Genomic DNA, 17,470 nt, shown 5'->3' with positions numbered 1-17,470 from the left:
GAGTGTAACCTTTTAAGTTGAACTGAGAGGAGCGAACGCGAGATATGCTGTTGGAGATGGAGCACATTACGAAGAAATACGGCGGCTTCACCGCGAACCGTGACATCCGTTTTAATTTGCGTGAGGGAGAGATTCATGCCCTTGTAGGTGAGAACGGGGCCGGTAAAACAACCTTGATGCGTATGCTGTACGGTATGGAACAGCCTACGTCAGGAACAATCAAAGTCCGTGGACGCGAAGTGAGCTTCGCTACGCCGTCCCAGGCGATGGCAAGTGGCATCGGCATGGTGCACCAGCATTTCATGCTGTTCCCTTCCTTTACGGTGGCGGAGAACATCGTGATTGGACGCGAACCGGCAGCGGCAGGTGTATTTGACCGTAAAAAAGCAGCGGCTCAGGTGAATGAGCTTGGTAAACAATATGGCATGCCGGTTGACCCGTGGAAAAAAGTATCCGAGTGCCCGCTTGGCATGCAGCAGCGTGTTGAAATTCTCAAGGTGCTGCATCAGGGCGCAGACATCATTATATTGGATGAACCTTCGGCAGTACTGACGCCTCTGGAAGTAAAGGAACTGCTCGCGAACATGAAATCACTCGCAAAGCTGGGCAAAACCTTTGTACTAATCACGCACAAGCTGCAAGAAGTCATGGATGTAGCCGACCGGATTACGGTACTTCGGGATGGTCAGGTAACGGGTACGCTCGAAGCCAAGGATACACATGTGGAGGAATTATCCCGTCTGATGGTTGGTCGTGAACTTGTGCGTATGGACAAGCAGCCATCGGTTCCTGCCGAAGCGGTGCTTCAGGTGGAAGGGGTCAATCTGTCTGGCGCCAAGGATCGTTCGGCGCTCAAGGAGATCCATATGGAGGTTCGTAAAGGCGAAGTCGTTGGCATAGCCGGTATCTCGGGTAACGGCCAGTCGGAATTGATTCAAGTGATTGCGGGACTGCGTAAGGCGGATAGTGGTCGCGTTGTGCTCTCCGGGCAGGATACAACCAATTGGCCTGTACGGCGCATTCGGGAGCATGGACTTGCTCATATCCCGGAAGATCGTTATATGTGGGGAGCGGCCAAGGATGCGAGCGTTCGTGAGAACGGGCTGATGGGACATCATCATCGCTTGCAATCACGTGGCATTATCAAAGCGAAAGCAGCAAGAACAATGGTAGAAAGTTGGATCAAACAGTTCAGCATCAAGACGGGTTCTGCGGAAACCAAGGCACAGTTTCTGTCTGGAGGTAATTTGCAGAAGCTGATTGCCGCTCGTGAATTCGCACAGGATACACCGTTTCTAATTGCAGCCGAACCGACTCGTGGTGTGGATATCGGAGCGATGGAGACGATTCATGCCGAATTGCTACGTAAACGCAGTGAGGGTGCAGGTATTCTGCTCATTTCATCGGAGTTGTCTGAGATTTTGCAATTATCGGATCGCATTATAGTGATGTATGAAGGCGAAATTGCCGGAGAACTGAGAGCAGAGGAAGCGACGGAGGAACAGATCAGTTTGTTAATGGCAGGAGGGAAAGAGCGGATATGAATCGGGTAAAAGAAACACTTCGCGGACTCGTACAGCCGCTGCTTGCCGTATTCATCGGTCTGATTGCAGGGGCTGTGGCGATTCTGATTGTTGGCGGTAATGTGGTGGATACGTATGCGGAGATGTGGAAAGGGGCCTTCGGCAACTTCTACTTCTTCACCAATACACTGGCTCGTTCCACACCGATCATCCTGGCGGGACTTGGCGTAGCCTTGGCATTCCGTGCCGGATTTTTCAATATGGGAGCCGAAGGCCAGATGATTCTTGGCGGGCTCAGTGCCGCGCTCACGGCGCTCTACCTGCCAGGCCCGGGCTGGTTCGTGTGTATTGCTGCGATTGTCGCAGGTATTGTTGCCGGGGGAATCTGGTCTCTGTTTGCAGGTTGGCTGGATGCTCGTTTCGGCATGAATCTATTGATTACAACCTTACTACTTAACTATATCGCTATTTATTTCGGTGGATACATGGTTTCCTATCCATTCAAGGATCGGACTGGATCTGCAGCGATGGCTCAGACACCCATGATTGATCAGAGTATCTGGTTGCCGAAGTTGTTCCAAGGTATGGGACTGCATGCCGGCTTCATCATTGCCATTGTCGCGGCTATTCTGATCTACTGGTTCACTCACAAAACGGTGACGGGTTACGAGATCCGCATGCTCGGCAGCAACCCGTCCTTTGCAACCTACGGCGGTGTTCGCCGCATTCGCATGATGATGCTGTCCATGGTCATCAGTGGTGGACTTGCTGGACTGGCAGGTGCGGGGGAAGTGCTCGGTACACAGTACCGTTTCCTTGATGGCTCATTGTCATCTGCAAGTTACGCCTGGAGCGGCATTATGGCCACGCTGCTTGCCCGCTCGCATCCACTCGGTACAGCTGTAGCAGCTATTTTGCTGGCTGCGTTACAGACAGGTGCCATGGGGATGGAACGGAATACGGATGTGCCGCTGGAAGTCGGCAGTGTCATCCAGGCCGTATTGACGTTATTTGTATCAGCTCAGATCGGTTATTCATTCCTGAAGCGGAGAAAGGAGAAAAAGTCCAATGCAACAACTGTTTGATGCAGCCATGTTTGGCTCAACCTTGCGGATTATGACTCCAATCCTGCTTGCAGCGCTCGGTGGGGCTTTATGTTCCCGTGTCGGTCTGTTCAACGTGGGTCTCGAAGGACTGGTTTTGATCGGTGCATTCTCCGCCATTGTCGGTAATTATCTGTTTGGCAATGTGCTGCTGGCTGTACTCTTTTCCATTATTATTGTGATGTTATTCTCGGCGCTCTTTGCTTTTATAAGTATTAATCTCAAGGCCAACGCCATCGTGGTCGGGATCTCGCTCAACTTCCTGGCTGCGGGGGTGACGACCTTTGCACTGCGTGCAATTTTTGATGTAAAAGGCGCATACTACGACAAAGACATGGTGGGACTTCCCAAGTGGGATATTCCGCTGATTAAGGACATTCCGTGGTTGGGCGATGTATTATCGGGACATAGTCCCTTGGTTTACCTCGGTATTGTGCTCGTGATTGGACTGCAATTCTATCTGTTCAAAAGTGTATCCGGCTTCCGCCTGCGCTCTGTCGGTGAGAACCCGATTGCAGCACAGAGCATCGGGATCAAGGTACGCGGCATCCAGTATGGCGCCGTTCTGATGTGCGGTGTGTTGTGTGCTCTGGCTGGCGCACAGTTGTCGCTCGGTCAGGTGACGATGTTTACCGAAGGCATGACCGCGGGTCGTGGCTTCATTGCACTCGTAGCAACGATGCTGGGACAAGCGAATCCGCTTGGCGTCATGGGCTCCAGTGTGTTGTTCGGCTTCATGGAGGCATTGAGTATTCGTCTGCAAGGCTTCTCCTTGCCAACGCATTTCACGTTGATGCTGCCGTATATTGTGACGCTGGTCGCGATGTTCTTTTTCAAAGACCGTACTTATGCACAAGATGCACTGAAAGCGGGCGGAAGCTCGCGTTAATTCCTGAATGCCGATGTAGAGGCAGCAAAAGAAGGAGGAATTCCACTTGCATAACAAGGCTGAACGTTTGAAAAAAGGAAAAGCCCCGGCACCGAAAGCGGGCAATGATTATGGAGATCGCTTGCCGCCGGGACAGATGTTGACGGAGAAATTCCCGATTCTGCATGAAGGGGAAGTGCCGGAATATGACCTGTCCACATGGGACCTGAAAGTATTCGGCGAAGTGGAAGAGGAGAAGGTGTTCTCCCTGGCCGAATTGCAGGCGATGCCACAGGTGAACACGGTAAGTGATATTCACTGTGTCACACGCTGGTCGAAATTCGATACGCCATGGGAAGGCATTCGCTTCTCTGATTTTGTGAAACTTCTTGGCGTTAAACCGGAAGCGAAATACGTCATGATCCATGCGGATCATGATTATGAGACAAATGTACCGCTCGAAGAATTGATGCATGATGATGTATTGCTTGCATTCAAATATAACGGCGAACCACTAACGCCCAAGCATGGTTTTCCACTGCGTATGGTTGTGCCACAACTTTACTTCTGGAAGAGTGCGAAGTGGATACGTGGTTTGGAGTTCATGACAGAAGACCGTAACGGATTCTGGGAAGTGAATGGTTTCCACCATTTTGCCGATCCGTTCAAGGAACAACGTTTCTCGGGTGAAGATCTGCCGATTCCGGAAGACGAGTGGACGAAGAAGGAGTTTGATTGATATGTTGATGCCTATTTTGCAGATTCATTCGGAAGACATGCCGGCATATGCCATTGTCTGTGGTGATCCGGCACGTGCGGAGAAGATTTCCCGTAAGTTGGAGCAAGCGAGAGAACTGGCGTTCAGTCGGGAGTATCGCACGTTTGTTGGTCTGTACGAAGGGGTACAGATCGCTGTGGTCAGCCATGGTGTAGGGTCACCTGGAGCGGCTGTCTGCTTCGAGGAATTGATTCGAGCGGGTGTAACAACTCTGATTCGTGTAGGTACGGCGGGATCGTATACAGCGGATTTTCCGGCAGGTAGTGTGATTGTGAGTACAGCCGCTGTTCGTACAGACGGGTTGACTCGCCAACTGGTACCGGATGGTTTCCCGGCGGTAGCAGACATTGGGGTGACGCAAGCGTTGATTGAAGCTGCTCGTGAGCAAGAAAGCGCGGATGCTGCAACATTTGCAGGCAAAGTCGGCGTTGGTATCACCGTAACACTGGATGCGTTCTTTGCAGGCGTGGAAGAGATTCCACATCGCAAATACAAGCAGGCTGGAGCACTTGCGGCCGAGATGGAAATTGCGGCACTCTACATCGTCAGCACCTTGCGTGGCGCTCGTGCCGGAGCCATTGTTGCGATTGACGGATTCGCGGACAGCGATCTGGCTGCTGAGTATGATCCGCATACAGATGCGGTTGGACAAGCGGTCGAGCGAGAGATTAATGCAGCGCTACGTGCGCTAGCGGCAATTGCTCGTCAGGATCAGGCATAGCCTGGTTAAGGTAAGGACGCGTTTGTGTTTCAAGGATGAGTTTGTGCTAGTGCTACAAAACAAAATAGTAGCTATTGTCCATTTGAGATGGACTATTAAAGGGGGCGTTCCGATAGGTCATACATATGACCTATCGGAACGCCTTTTTTATTATCGTAGAAGTGAATGGAACGTTTAAAGTCATTCTAACGAACCCAGCACGTCTTATTCGAGGGGATATCGCAAGTATGAAAATCTAACGAATCGTTGGCACGCTAATGCCGGAATTAATGCCTGTTTTCAATCCATTATAATGAATTACCGTTAAATAACGTGTCTGAGATTCGCTACATTTTCACTCCGTCGATATTTGCCCATATAAGGTGTGTAGGATTCGTTAGCCTCTGACGTCTATCCCTCGCTGAGAATGATAATGCAGAAAATGGGCACGTTATATAAAGGAACATCAACATGAATACGAAAAAGGGAGGACTCTATGATGACACAGAACAATCAACCTCAGGATGAAGCGGAAATTCGCAACAAGCTGGATGAAGACGGGGATTCCTTGATGGAGAAAAAGAAAATCTTGAGCGGAGTGGACATTGAGCCGCAGGCGGATGAATGGGCAGCGAAGCCATCACCTGTTGCTTTTAATGAAGGAAATACTTCTTCGAAAAAATAATCATCATGAACATCCTATGGGCTTGATGGAATGAAGATAAATTTAGCGAAGCAGGTACCCTTATGGTATCTGCTTTTTGGTTATATAATAATGTAAAATTCAACAGACGAAAGAGTGATGGGGATGAGCACGAAGGGGAATGTTAACATTCGAAAGGCAGAACTCAGGGACTACTCTGGCGTGTCATTGTTGATGGATGAACTGCACCAGATGCATGTCGAGGCGCGGCCGGATCTATACAGAGTGTTAGAGACTAGAATGGAGGAAAGGGAGTTTACCGAACTACTGGAAACGGACAAGCGATACCTGTATGTTGCCGAGTCTTTAGAAACAGGCTTGATTCTGGGTTACGGGAGTGCGCAGTTGAGTGTAATTCAGGATAACCCATTGATGGTGGATCGCAAGATGCTGTACATCCATGAACTTGTAGTGGATACCAAGCATCGGGGCCAAGGAACGGGCAAACAGTTGATCCAGGCATTCATCGAGCTAGGAAGAGAGCTTCAGGCAGACAGCGTGGAATTATCCGTGTCGACGTTTAACTCGGACGCACAGGCTTTCTATGAACAGATGGGTCTGGTCGTTCGCAGCAGCAGGATGGAATATACCTTGTAAGATGCACTGCTCTTTATCAATCGAACAAGCAATCATCTATTTTTAACAAAATATCAAAATGAACTTGAATACCCCCATGGGGTATGTTACTCTTAGAAAAGAACGAAAGAAAAGGGGTGTTCATGATGGATTATCAGAGCCATCCCGAGGAACCTTTGCAATCCTCCATGTCCGATTCAACGGAAGCTTCGGCTACAGTTCAAGAAGCAGTATCCTGTCATACCGAAGGCAGTGATGGGAAGCATGTGCGCAAGAGTCACCATTCGCAGGAGATGAAGAGTAACCTGGTTTCTCGTTTGAACCGTGTGGAAGGTCAGATTCGCGGGATCAAGGGATTGATCGAGAAGGATACGTACTGTGATGATGTGCTGACGCAGATTGCGGCGGCTCAGTCTGCTCTTAATTCAGTAGGCAAACTTCTGCTTGAAGGCCATATGAAGAGCTGTATTGTTGAGCGTATTCAAGCTGGTGAACATGAGGTTGTGGATGAACTGCTGGTTACGATGCGGAAGTTAATGAAGTAAGCTGAATCAATTCACCTAATTAATTTTATCATTTTAATATATCCCAAGGAGGAATTTACAATGTCTAATGTTACGTTGAACGTTACGGGAATGTCTTGCAATCACTGTGTGAAGTCGGTTGAAGAGGCTGTGAAGAATGCTGGGGCGAGTGGTCACGTGGATCTGGCAGCGGGAACGGTAGCTGTGGAATATGATGAGCAGAAAGTGAACGTGGATCAGATCAAAGCTGCAATTGAAGATCAGGGATACGATGTAGTCTAACGGCATTGCAGGCTTAAACCGAACATGCTCATGGGTAAAAAGAGGTCAGAGGTCTTTTTTCCTACGAGTCAGGTTTAAGCCTAATTTTCTGTCTGGCACATACCCCTTGGGGGTATAATTGATTGCAACATATAATAATATGAATCGACATGAAAGGAGCTGACATGATGGTTAACTCAACGAATAAACCAATGGATGCATCATCTGAACCTACACCTTTGCCGCCTATGGCTGACGCGCCTGGACTAAAAACAACACTTCACATCACGGGCATGACCTGTGCCGCATGTTCGACAAGAGTGGAGAAGGGCTTGTCCCGCATGGAGGGTGTGCATCAGGCTAATGTGAACCTTGCGATTGAGCAGGCAACCGTCTCTTATGATCCGAAGACAACCAACGTGAATGCATTGCGGGATAAAGTAGAAGCGCTTGGCTACGGTACGGTGTCCGAATCAGTAGATCTGAACATCACCGGTATGACGTGTGCTGCCTGTTCTGCGCGGATTGAAAAAGGTCTTTCCCGACTACCCGGGGTATCTCAGGCGAATGTGAATCTGGCCCTGGAGACCGGGCATATCGAATATGCCGCGGGCTCATTGAAACCTTCGGATATTACCGCCAAGATTAAGCAAATGGGCTACGGTGCTGAACTGCAATTGACGCAAGAAGAGACTACATCGGTTCGTGAACGTGAGCTGCAACGCAAAAAGTGGAAATGGATGATATCAGCTTTGTTATCAATTCCGTTGCTGTGGGCCATGGTGGGGCATTTCTCGTTCACATCCGGAATCTATGTACCTGAGCTGTTCATGAACCCGTGGTTCCAACTGCTGCTGGCAACACCGGTACAGTTCGTGATTGGGTGGCAGTTCTATGTAGGAGCGTACAAAGCACTACGCAACCGTAGCGCGAATATGGATGTTCTTGTCGCACTGGGTACCAGCGCAGCGTTTTTCTACAGTCTGTATCTGACGTTATCCAGTGGGTACTTGCCTTTTGCGTCGGTGGATCATGGGGCAATGGGAACGGGTACAGCCGCCATGCCTTCGGTAGAACTCTATTATGAGACAAGTGCGATTCTAATTACGTTAATTTTACTGGGAAAATGGTTCGAAGCTGTGGCGAAAGGCCGATCTTCACAGGCGATTAAAAGCTTGATTGAACTGGCTCCACGTGAAGCCCGTGTCATCCGGGATGGACAGGAAGTTATGGTTCCTGCTGCATATGTTGCGGTAGGAGAGCTCGTTCTGGTGAAGCCGGGTGACAGCATACCTGTAGATGGTATCGTTGAGGAGGGGCAATCCTCTGTGGATGAATCCATGCTAAGCGGAGAGAGCCTTCCCGTGGATAAAAAACCGGGAGATGCCGTTACAGGTGCTACGTTGAACAAAAATGGCGTATTACGACTGCGTGCGACACGAGTGGGATCGGACACGGCGTTGTCCCAGATCATCAAAGTGGTAGAGCAGGCGCAGGGTTCCAAAGCACCGATTCAACGAATCGCAGATGTTATATCAGGCATATTTGTTCCGATCGTCGTTGGCATAGCCGCGCTGACATTCCTGATCTGGTATCTGTTTGCAAGTCCGGGTGACTTTGCGGGTTCCCTTGAAAAAGCGATTGCTGTGCTCGTCATTGCCTGTCCATGTGCACTTGGGCTGGCCACGCCGACCTCAGTCATGGCTGGATCAGGCCGTGCCGCTGAGTACGGCATTCTGTTCAAAGGCGGCGAACATCTGGAGTCCGCACAACAGATTCAGACCGTGGTGCTCGACAAAACAGGTACAGTGACTCAAGGTAAACCCGTGCTTACCGACGTTATCACGGCTCCGAATTGGACGGAATCCGATCTGCTTGAGCATGTGGGAGCGGCTGAACAGAGTTCGGAGCATCCGCTGGCAGAGGCGATTGTTGCAGGTATCCGTGCCAAGGGTCTGGAGCTGACCTCAACAGAGAAGTTCGAGAACATACCGGGATATGGTGTGCGAGCTTCAGTACAAGGGCAGGAGATTCTGGTTGGTACACGGCGATTGCTTGCGGATGCACAGGTCAATGTCTCTGAGGAAACCGTTCAGCAGATGAACCGACTGGAAGAGCAGGGGCGTACAGCGATGCTGGTAGCGGTAGATGGTCAGTGGGCAGGCATTGTGGCAGTGGCTGACACCATTAAGGATACCTCTCGTGAAGCGATCGGTCGTCTTCAGGCGATGGGGATTGATGTGATCATGATCACGGGAGACAATGAGCGGACTGCTCGCGCTGTAGCGGAACAGGCAGGGATCGGTAAAGTGCTGGCTGAGGTTCTGCCCGAAGGTAAAGCTGCGGAAGTGAAGAAACTTCAGGAGAGTGGCCTGAAAGTTGCGATGGTAGGTGACGGCATTAATGATGCTCCGGCACTCGCTACTGCTGACATTGGGATGGCCATTGGAACAGGAACGGATGTAGCGATGGAAGCGGCGGATATTACCTTGATGCGTGGTGATCTGAACAGCATTGCAGATGCGATTGAGATGAGCCGGCACACGATGGGGAATATCAAACAAAACTTATTCTGGGCACTCGGATACAACGTTATTGGTATTCCCATTGCGGCAGTTGGCTTCTTGGCCCCATGGCTGGCAGGGGCGGCGATGGCGTTCAGTTCCGTGTCGGTTGTCCTGAATGCGCTGCGACTGCAACGCATGAAGCTGAATAGAAATGGCTGACCGGCCCATGTTTACAGAGATATTCAATGCCTCATTGTAACAAAGTGAGGATAATACATGCGCGGTTCGCTGCAGGCGGGCCGCGCTTTTTGTTGAGAAGAGACAGTTTGAATCGTGAGAGAAGTACGGCCTGAATCGTTGGTCTAGATGTCCTTTTCTATGGAGAAAAGTTGGTATTATGCTATTTTGTGAAAATGAATTAATTACATTCATGAATAAATCTTATATTTTCTGAATATTTCAAAAATGAGTTGACAATATGGTCATATTCACATAAAATTTAAACGATCGTTTGATTCAAACAACTGTTTAAATCAAATTAGAACTATTTTGAGTAATGGAGGACACCTTTTATGTTACAGGCTTTACGTACATTGTTTAAAAAACCGCCAGTGATTATAGGGATCGTAACAGCACTTATGTTCCAAGTGATCTTTAGCGTGATCTGGATGACCGCATATTCTGGAGTAAATGACCGTACGAAAGAATTAACGGTTGCGATTGTGAACGAGGATGGTGAAATGTCCAAAGGAATTGCGGATTCGCTCGCAGGAACACTGCCTTTCCATACCGTATCCAATCTGAGTGCAGCTGAAGCGTTGGATCAGTTGAATCATCACAAAGTACACATGGTGCTGGATATTCCGGCTGGGTTCAACGAACTGCTTCAGACGGCTGGCTCAACCGCCGAGATTAAATACACCATAAATGAAGCGAACCCGGTTACGATTAAAAGCATGATGCAAGGTGTATCGCAAAGTGTGACAAACACGATTAACAAACAAGCTACAGCACAAGGCGTTCAGACGGTGTTAACTGCTTCAGGTGCGCCTGCCGATCAGGCTGCTGAAGCTGCTGCGAACCTGGCTACCCGAGTGGAAGGGGCAACAACGTCCATCAACCCGGTTAACGGGATGAATAATCAGATGGTGCCGATGATGATGGTACTGGCTTCCTATGTAGGTGCCATGATTATGGGGATGAACCTGCAGACAGCCATGGGTATGCTGTCATCTACCTATTCCCGCTTGACTTTGTTTGGCGCGAGAGTTGTCATTAACGTGGGTTCTGCATTGGTCGTTTCCTTGCTGGGATCATCGCTGATCGTTGCATTGGGCGGACAGATTGCACAAGGATTCGTTGCGTTCTGGTTGTTCCAGGCACTCTTCCTGTGTACGTTCATGTTCTTCTCCCAGTTCTTCCTGATCTGCTTCGGACCGGCAGGAAGTCTGTTCAACATCATCTCACTGTCCTTGCAACTGGTATCTTCCGGTGCTATGGTACCGCGTGAATTGCTGAACAGCTTCTATAGCGGCATTGGACAGTACCTGCCTGCAACATACGCCGTTCAGGGTATTCTGAGCGTGCAATTGGGAGGCCCAGGAGTTCAGTCTGCTGCAGGATCTATCGTCATTGTACTGTTGGTTGCTGTTGCTCTGTCCCTGGTCGTGACGTTGTTGAAAAAACAACGCATGCCAGCTGGTGCACCAAGCCCGGCTCGCGCGAACTAATATAGCAGAAGCATTGTAATTGCTTCATAAGATAGGACAAGCACCCCGATGATTTTCATCGGGGTGCTTGGTGTAATATAATAGACAGATGATTCGCTGGCTGCAGTCCTTGAGCTAGAGCGAATGAGATGAACGGACAAGAGGGAGCGGGACGGAATGACGGAACCGGAGTTGGATATCAAAACGAGGATATTGCTTGCAGCCAAGAAGCTTTTTGCACAGCAGGGGTATGACGGGACGAGTGTTCGTCAAATCTGTGATGAGGCAGGTGCGAATGTGTCGCTGGTGTCATACCATTTTGGCGGCAAAGAAAAGGTGTTCGAGGCATTATTTGAACATTTCTTCCCCGATCATATGATGAACTCGTTGGCGGAAGAGTCCATGTCCTCGCCTGTGGAAGGTATCCGACGAATTATTGGTGAAGTTGTGAAGTTCACGATGACAGATCGAGAGATGAGCGATATTGTGCAGCTTGAAATTACACTGCGTACACATCGCACAGCTACCGTATTTCGTTTTCTGGACCCCGTCTGGACACGCGTGAGGGAACTGCTGCAAGAAGGAAAGGACCAGGGATTGTTCCAAATCGAGTCCGTATCTTATGCAATGCTTCAGGTTATGGGTGTGGCTTTGGCACACAAACGGGCCAAGAATTCACGATTTGGCTTTGATTATCAACATATGAATACAGACGAGCTCGCGGAGCAGACCATTGAGTTCGTACTTCGAGGATTGGGAGTGAATCGCCATGAATGAAACCATTGAGTTGATGATGAAACACCGCTCTGTACGAAAATTTAAGCCAGACCCGGTAAGTGATGAGCAGCTTGCAGCCATTGTATCGGCAGGGCAGATGGCTTCTTCTTCAAGCAGTGTACAAGCTTACACCGTGATTGCCGTGACTGAATCGGAGCAAAAAGCCAAGCTGGCTGAATTGGCAGGCAATCAGGCCTACGTCAATGAATGTCCCGTGTTTCTCGTGTGGTGTGCTGACCTATATCGGCTGAGTGATGCTGCGAAACGTCATCTTCCTGAGAAGGAATCGTATGCCGATTCGACCGAGAATTTCATGGTAGCCACGATTGATGCTGCTCTGGCTTCCCAGAATGCCGCTCTTGCAGCCGAATCTCTTGGCTTCGGAATTGTATATATCGGCGGGCTTCGTACTCGGATTGAAGAAGTCGCTGAGCTGTTGGGATTGCCGGAAGGGGTATATCCGGTGTACGGCATGTGTATTGGTGTTGCAGATCAGGAAACAGGAATTCGTCCACGTCTGCCATTGAAAGCCGTTCTGCATCATAATCGCTATAATGCCGAGCAGAGCCTTCAAGGTGTTGAGCAGTATGATGAGACTACAACTGCGTACATGAAAGAACGGACCAATGGAGAACGAACGACCCCATGGTCCGAACTGATGGCGAAGCGCCTGACTGAGCCGGCACGGTTGCAGGTGAGACCGTTCCTGGAAGGCAAGGGATTTTTGAAGCGTTAAGTTGAACGGAAGGTAAAAATTTTGTTCAACTTATATCTATGTAAATTAGAAGTCAGTCGGGGAAAAGTCGACTGGCTTCTTTGTGTTGTGCTGGCAGGGCAAGCGAGTGCGCTTGCTTCTACCAGATTGTAATCAAGTTAAGCCATAGAAACGCTTTGTATTCTGATAAAAGAGACGGGCGGCCCGGTCGGTTCCCATGCCGGTGATCTCACTCCATGCTTGAATGACTTGTCTGGTCATTGCAGGGTGTGTCATTCGTCCCTGAAACGGCCCTTCGAAGGGCCAAGGGCCGTCGGTCTCGGCCATGACTTGTTCTGCTGGATATTGCCGGGCGAGTTCACGAATCTCATCTTCATAACGAATATCCGGCGTGAAAGAGATGAAATAACCGTTGTCTGCCATGCGTTTTACCGTTTCACGGGACCCTTTGAACCAGTGGAAATGAGCACGTCGGAAATGATTTTGCTCCAGCAGATCACAGACGATATCCGCATCTTCGTATACAGCATGAAGGACAAGCGGTTTGTTGTGCTTTTTCGCGAGTTGGATGAAACGTTCAAGCAGCTCGATATACCCGCTTTGATCGAAGCGCTTTCCTGCTTGCTCAGCCTCCAGTCGATTGTAATAGGGAAGGCCGACTTCTCCGATAGCTGTGGCTTGTCCCATATGCTGCTCAATCCATTGGAAGAACAGGTCCATCTCTGCGGTGGATGGCAGTTCCTGTTCCGGATGGAAACCGAAGGCCGGATATATAGTGCGTGGATATTGATTAGCAAGCTCCAGATTGGCGTGGGCAGAAGCCAGATTCATGGATACCGCAATGACCGCTTCGACCTGCTGAGACGAAAATGATAGCAACATCTCACGTTGTTCGTCAGGGGTATACTGATCCAAATGAATATGAGCATCGATCAATGGAGCAAAAGCTTGAGAATGCACGAGGGAATTCCTCCTTGTGTTCCTATATATTTTATCTATGTTACGCAGAATTTCTTGTGGTGGATCACCCATTAAAGGAAAATAATAACTTTAAAACCCGCGCTATCAAGATAGGCGGGCTTTCTGCTGTTCTTCTCTCATCCACTGTGCAATCTGCCGTTTACGCTCCAGAAAGGCGGATTCCTCCGTAATTTCTTCTCGTCTAGGGCGATCAAAAGGAACATGTACCTCATGCAACACCGTTGCAGGCCGGTTGGATAATACATAGACCCGATCCGCAAGCAGCAATGCTTCTTCGATATTATGGGTGATGAACAGCACCGAACGACGGTTCTGTTCCCAGATATCGAGCAGCCAGCGCTGCATGTCGCTACGTGTGAGTGCATCCAGCGCGCTGAAGGGTTCGTCCAGCAGCATCAACTCCTGCGGACTAAGCAGGGCGCGCAGGAATGCAGCGCGTTGCTGCATACCGCCCGACAGCATATGCGGGTATGCCTGCTCGAATCCGGCAAGACCCACGCTACTTAACCATTTTCGAGCCTCCGCAAGTGCTTCAGCCCGGGGAGGAGTATCCATAGCTACTTCACCAGCAAGCAGTACATTGTCTTCAATGGTACGCCAAGGGAAAAGGGCAGGCTGTTGTGGCATATAACTGATTTTGCCACGTTGGCCCGTAACATCGTGACCGTTCATGAGCACTTGCCCTTCCTGTGGCTTCAGCAGACCACCGATGATATGGAACAGGGTGCTTTTGCCACAGCCGGATGGCCCAACGATAGCGACAAACTCACCTTGCTTCACAGTCAGGGACAGGCCGTTCAACACCGGTAGCCTGCTCCGTCGTTCACGAAATGATGCATGAACATCCACGACGTCCAGTGCAGGTGGAACCGAAGCAGCAGTCGTATATGTCGGTAGCCCGGAATTAGTCGAGTAAATTTTTTCACCGTGCTTTGGTTCCAATGTGCGTGCTCCCCGTTCAGGCTGGACGTGTTCGTCCTGTTGCTGATTCATATGCTGATCACTTCCTAATATATAGACTTACATGCTTTGTTATCGCTTCTGTGGCCGCCAGCGCACGAGCAGCTTCTCCAGCAGCGCGATGAGCAGGAAGAGCAGCAAGCTGAGCGCAACAATAATCATGATTGCCACGAATAAGCGATCTGTGCGATAAGCTGATTTTTGCAGCATCATATAATAACCAATACCCTTGTCTGCACCAATCCATTCGGCAATGATGGCGCCCATCACGCTATAGGTAGCGGCGATTTTGATACCGGAGAATACTGATGGTAGTGCATGGGGAAGCTCCAGCTTCCAGAAGATATGACGACGTTTGGCACCAGCCATGCGCATATAGTTCATCATCGCTGCATCTGTACGGGTCAAGCCGTCCATGGCCGCCACCGCAACGGGGAAAAAGCAGACTAATATGATGGTAATCAGCTTGGGCAACAGCCCGAATCCGAACCAGATTAACAGGAGCGGTGCGAGCGCGATGGTCGGTATATTTTGACTAAGAATAAGTAAAGGATACAGGGCTGACTTGAGAAAAGGAACCAAATGCAGCACCATTGCAATCAATAATCCAACCGCTGTTCCAGCGGCGAATCCGATCAGCGTTAACTGAATGGTTGCGGAGGCATGCATGCCCAGTCGCTCCGCTTGGGATGCCGCTTCGCGGGCGATATCGGACGGTGCGGGCAGCATCCATTTCTCGATGTGGAACAGGGATACAGCTCCCTGCCATAACGCTATAAAGAGAATAACCGCCACGAAGGGCGGCCATACACTTTTGAAATAGGCATTCATTAGCGGTACTTCTCCGTCAGGGTATCCATGCTGAAGCCAGTAGGGCTATGGGCGATTTTGATCTGGGAGATGATGCTTGGGCTGCCAGCCTCGACGAGTACTTCGTGCATTTTGCGGACAACCTCCAGCAGTTCCTCCAGTTCCCCCTCCATCGTGGTGTCGAGCGGGTTCACCTGATATTTCAGGCCGGATTGCTGAATAACTTCAATGGCGCGATCTACATAAGGATAAGAGTTCTCGCCATTTGGCGTTTTTGGAATAACCTGAATGCTAAGTAATGTGCTTGCCATGAGAGATCACGGCTCCTTTCGTGATATATAAAATGAACTAATGACGGTTACACTTGCCACTTCGATGACAGAATAACCTTCCAATCGCTGTTATCCCCAGATTTTTTTGATTCCCTTTCTCTAAAGGGAAAATCCGGTGATAAAGGCGACCGCTTCGCTTTTTCACGTTATTTCTGTCCTCTCCGTCCTCGTGTAAATATTAAGTTCGTTTTATATGAGATATTTTATTGGGGTAAAAACTCGTTTGTGTATGCCTTGCTCACGTCGACCTGTTCATCCAGCAGTTTTTTGCTAAACATCCAGTCGGTGTAGTTCTGCCACACTTCCTGTTTCTGTTCTCCCCAGCGCGGGGCGTCATCCGTGTACTTCGGACTCAGCCATTTCTGGCTTGCCAGTACCAATTCCTTGTCCAGATCCGGTACGGCCTTGATCAGAATATTCGCTGCGTCTTCGGGATGATCAATTGCGTATTGATACCCTTCGGAAGTTGCCTTCAGGAATGCTTTCACCAGCTCAGGGTCGTTCTGAATCGTCTGCTCGTTCGTTACGAGGACAGGTGTGTAATAATCCAGTGCATCTGAATAATCTTTCACATATAACATGTCGATCGGTTCCCCGCGCAGTTCAGCTTCAATCCCCGTCCAGGCGTAGAAAATCCATGCGAAATCAATATCCCGTTTTACAGCGGTGAAAAAGTCGGCATCACCCATGTTAATGTTTTTCACTTTGGATACGTCGGCGCCTTCGCCTTCCATAATGGATTGCATCACGGCTTCTTCCACTGGGGAACCCCAGCCGCCATAAGTTTTGCCTTCAAAATCTTTCGGTGATTTAATATTCCGATCTGCCGGAGCAGCGAACCCGGATGTATTATGCTGAATAACTGCTGCGATGGAGACGAGTGGAACCCCTTGTGTACGGGCTTGCGTTACACTTTCCTGATAACTTACGCCAAATGGCACTTCATTGGAAGCAACCATCGTATCGGCGCCGCCGGCACCTGGCTGAACAATCTCCACATTCAAGCCTTCGGCCTTATAAAAACCTTGATCTACGGCCGCATACAAGCCGGTATGATTCGTATTTGGTGTCCAGTCGAGCACCACTTTAACATCCTTGAGGGCTGCGTTGTCACCTTCATTGCTGCTCTCCGTATTCGTGCTGCCGTTCTGTTCAGCCGGGGCAGCTTCTTTACCGCCACATGCGGCCACAGTCACCAGTAGTACACATAAGAGCAACAGTCCCATTGTTTTACGCCATTTCATCTGTGATTCTCTCCTTCGGTATGTCCGGCCAGTGGCACGGGTACTCCTTGGCTTCATATCCAAGCTTCTTGCATAAATCGGCAGATTTATACCAGCTATGATCCGGATAACGTCACTTTTTTTAGCTCTCTGGCTATATAAAAGAACATTAAAAAAAGCGCCCCGTAATCCGGGACGCGTGCAGGCGTTAGAGAGGTGGCGTTCAGCCATAGGGCTGTGCCATTTCGATATACTCCGATTCCTACGCTGGCATGATCCAGATCAGGTCTAAGGGTTAGTATCTTGGTGGGATACACTCTCAGCCGGCCAATTCCGACTCCCCTGGGAAACTATGAAGTTACGGGCATTACTAGGTGTAATTATAGGCCAGAGGCCCAGTCGTGTCCAGTCAGGAACTGG

The 17,470-nt window shown here is 49.6% G+C and carries 18 protein-coding genes and 1 riboswitch; of the genes, 13 read left to right on the top strand and 5 right to left on the bottom strand.

Going from position 1 to position 17,470, the window contains the following annotated elements; all coding sequences use genetic code 11:
• Positions 1-44 precede the first annotated feature (44 nt).
• From ACX9NY_RS21440 to nfsA, 13 genes are all read left to right on the top strand, one after another.
• Positions 45-1,544 carry an ABC transporter ATP-binding protein gene (locus tag ACX9NY_RS21440; protein ID WP_339258501.1) on the top strand — a complete coding sequence of 500 codons (1,500 nt, stop codon included), beginning with the start codon at positions 45-47 and terminating at the stop codon, positions 1,542-1,544.
• Complete coding sequence (locus ACX9NY_RS21435) at positions 1,541-2,608, top strand: ABC transporter permease (protein WP_017691012.1); 1,068 nt, start codon at positions 1,541-1,543, stop codon at positions 2,606-2,608. Before ACX9NY_RS21440 ends, ACX9NY_RS21435 begins: the two co-directional genes overlap by 4 nt.
• Positions 2,592-3,515: an ABC transporter permease gene (locus ACX9NY_RS21430; protein ID WP_074093220.1), complete on the top strand. Its 924-nt coding sequence runs from the start codon at positions 2,592-2,594 to the stop codon at positions 3,513-3,515. The genes ACX9NY_RS21435 and ACX9NY_RS21430 overlap by 17 nt, the downstream gene beginning before the upstream one ends.
• Positions 3,516-3,561: 46 nt before the next feature.
• Positions 3,562-4,233 (top strand): sulfite oxidase-like oxidoreductase, encoded by a 672-nt coding sequence (locus ACX9NY_RS21425; RefSeq protein WP_210109989.1) that lies wholly within the window; start codon positions 3,562-3,564, stop codon positions 4,231-4,233.
• A 1-nt stretch (position 4,234) separates the two neighbouring features.
• Entirely contained in the window at positions 4,235-4,993 is a 759-nt protein-coding gene (locus ACX9NY_RS21420; RefSeq protein ID WP_472474953.1) for a nucleoside phosphorylase, read from the top strand.
• Positions 4,994-5,471: 478 nt separating this feature from the next.
• The gene (locus ACX9NY_RS21415; protein WP_036616704.1) at positions 5,472-5,657 is read left to right on the top strand and encodes a hypothetical protein; all 186 of its coding nucleotides are present in this window, start codon (positions 5,472-5,474) and stop codon (positions 5,655-5,657) included.
• Between the two features lie 123 nt (positions 5,658-5,780).
• The gene (locus ACX9NY_RS21410; RefSeq protein WP_472474951.1) at positions 5,781-6,272 is read left to right on the top strand and encodes a GNAT family N-acetyltransferase; all 492 of its coding nucleotides are present in this window, start codon (positions 5,781-5,783) and stop codon (positions 6,270-6,272) included.
• 167 nt (positions 6,273-6,439) lie between these two features.
• Positions 6,440-6,796 carry a metal-sensitive transcriptional regulator gene (locus tag ACX9NY_RS21405; protein WP_091018657.1) on the top strand — a complete coding sequence of 119 codons (357 nt, stop codon included), beginning with the start codon at positions 6,440-6,442 and terminating at the stop codon, positions 6,794-6,796.
• A 60-nt stretch (positions 6,797-6,856) separates the two neighbouring features.
• Positions 6,857-7,057 carry a copper ion binding protein gene (locus ACX9NY_RS21400; protein WP_339258509.1) on the top strand — a complete coding sequence of 67 codons (201 nt, stop codon included), beginning with the start codon at positions 6,857-6,859 and terminating at the stop codon, positions 7,055-7,057.
• Between the two features lie 191 nt (positions 7,058-7,248).
• Complete coding sequence (locus ACX9NY_RS21395) at positions 7,249-9,762, top strand: heavy metal translocating P-type ATPase (RefSeq protein ID WP_472479370.1); 2,514 nt, start codon at positions 7,249-7,251, stop codon at positions 9,760-9,762.
• 353 nt (positions 9,763-10,115) lie between these two features.
• On the top strand, positions 10,116-11,273 hold the full coding sequence (locus tag ACX9NY_RS21390; RefSeq protein WP_472474949.1) for a YhgE/Pip domain-containing protein: 1,158 nt from the start codon (positions 10,116-10,118) through the stop codon (positions 11,271-11,273).
• A gap of 156 nt (positions 11,274-11,429) precedes the next feature.
• Positions 11,430-12,029 (top strand): TetR family transcriptional regulator, encoded by a 600-nt coding sequence (locus tag ACX9NY_RS21385; RefSeq protein ID WP_091018425.1) that lies wholly within the window; start codon positions 11,430-11,432, stop codon positions 12,027-12,029.
• Positions 12,022-12,765: an oxygen-insensitive NADPH nitroreductase gene (gene nfsA, locus ACX9NY_RS21380; RefSeq protein ID WP_339239237.1), complete on the top strand. Its 744-nt coding sequence runs from the start codon at positions 12,022-12,024 to the stop codon at positions 12,763-12,765. The genes ACX9NY_RS21385 and nfsA overlap by 8 nt, the downstream gene beginning before the upstream one ends.
• 132 nt (positions 12,766-12,897) lie before the next feature.
• Here nfsA and ACX9NY_RS21375 read toward each other — a convergent pair whose 3' ends face one another.
• The 5 genes from ACX9NY_RS21375 to ACX9NY_RS21355 all read right to left on the bottom strand — a co-directional run bounded on the left by ACX9NY_RS21375 (position 12,898) and on the right by ACX9NY_RS21355 (position 17,071).
• Complete coding sequence (locus tag ACX9NY_RS21375) at positions 12,898-13,704, bottom strand: TatD family hydrolase (RefSeq protein WP_472474946.1); 807 nt, start codon at positions 13,702-13,704, stop codon at positions 12,898-12,900.
• A gap of 105 nt (positions 13,705-13,809) precedes the next feature.
• Entirely contained in the window at positions 13,810-14,718 is a 909-nt protein-coding gene (locus tag ACX9NY_RS21370; RefSeq protein WP_339239239.1) for an ABC transporter ATP-binding protein, read from the bottom strand.
• Between the two features lie 39 nt (positions 14,719-14,757).
• A complete protein-coding gene (locus ACX9NY_RS21365; protein WP_472474944.1) occupies positions 14,758-15,516 on the bottom strand; it encodes an ABC transporter permease in 759 nt (252 codons plus the stop codon).
• Positions 15,516-15,806, bottom strand: coding sequence for an MTH1187 family thiamine-binding protein (locus ACX9NY_RS21360; protein ID WP_105601532.1), 291 nt, complete (start codon positions 15,804-15,806; stop codon positions 15,516-15,518). The genes ACX9NY_RS21365 and ACX9NY_RS21360 overlap by 1 nt, the downstream gene beginning before the upstream one ends.
• A 224-nt stretch (positions 15,807-16,030) precedes the next feature.
• Positions 16,031-17,071, bottom strand: a complete 1,041-nt coding sequence (locus ACX9NY_RS21355; protein ID WP_472474941.1) for an ABC transporter substrate-binding protein — start codon at positions 17,069-17,071, stop codon at positions 16,031-16,033.
• Positions 17,072-17,291: 220 nt separating this feature from the next.
• Positions 17,292-17,404, bottom strand: a riboswitch (TPP riboswitch).
• Between the last annotated feature and the right edge of the window lie 66 nt (positions 17,405-17,470).

Source organism: Paenibacillus sp. CB74 (assembly GCF_055687625.1).
The sequence above is the reverse complement of the archived record's forward strand: the minus strand, read 5'-3'. Positions and strand labels throughout refer to the sequence as shown.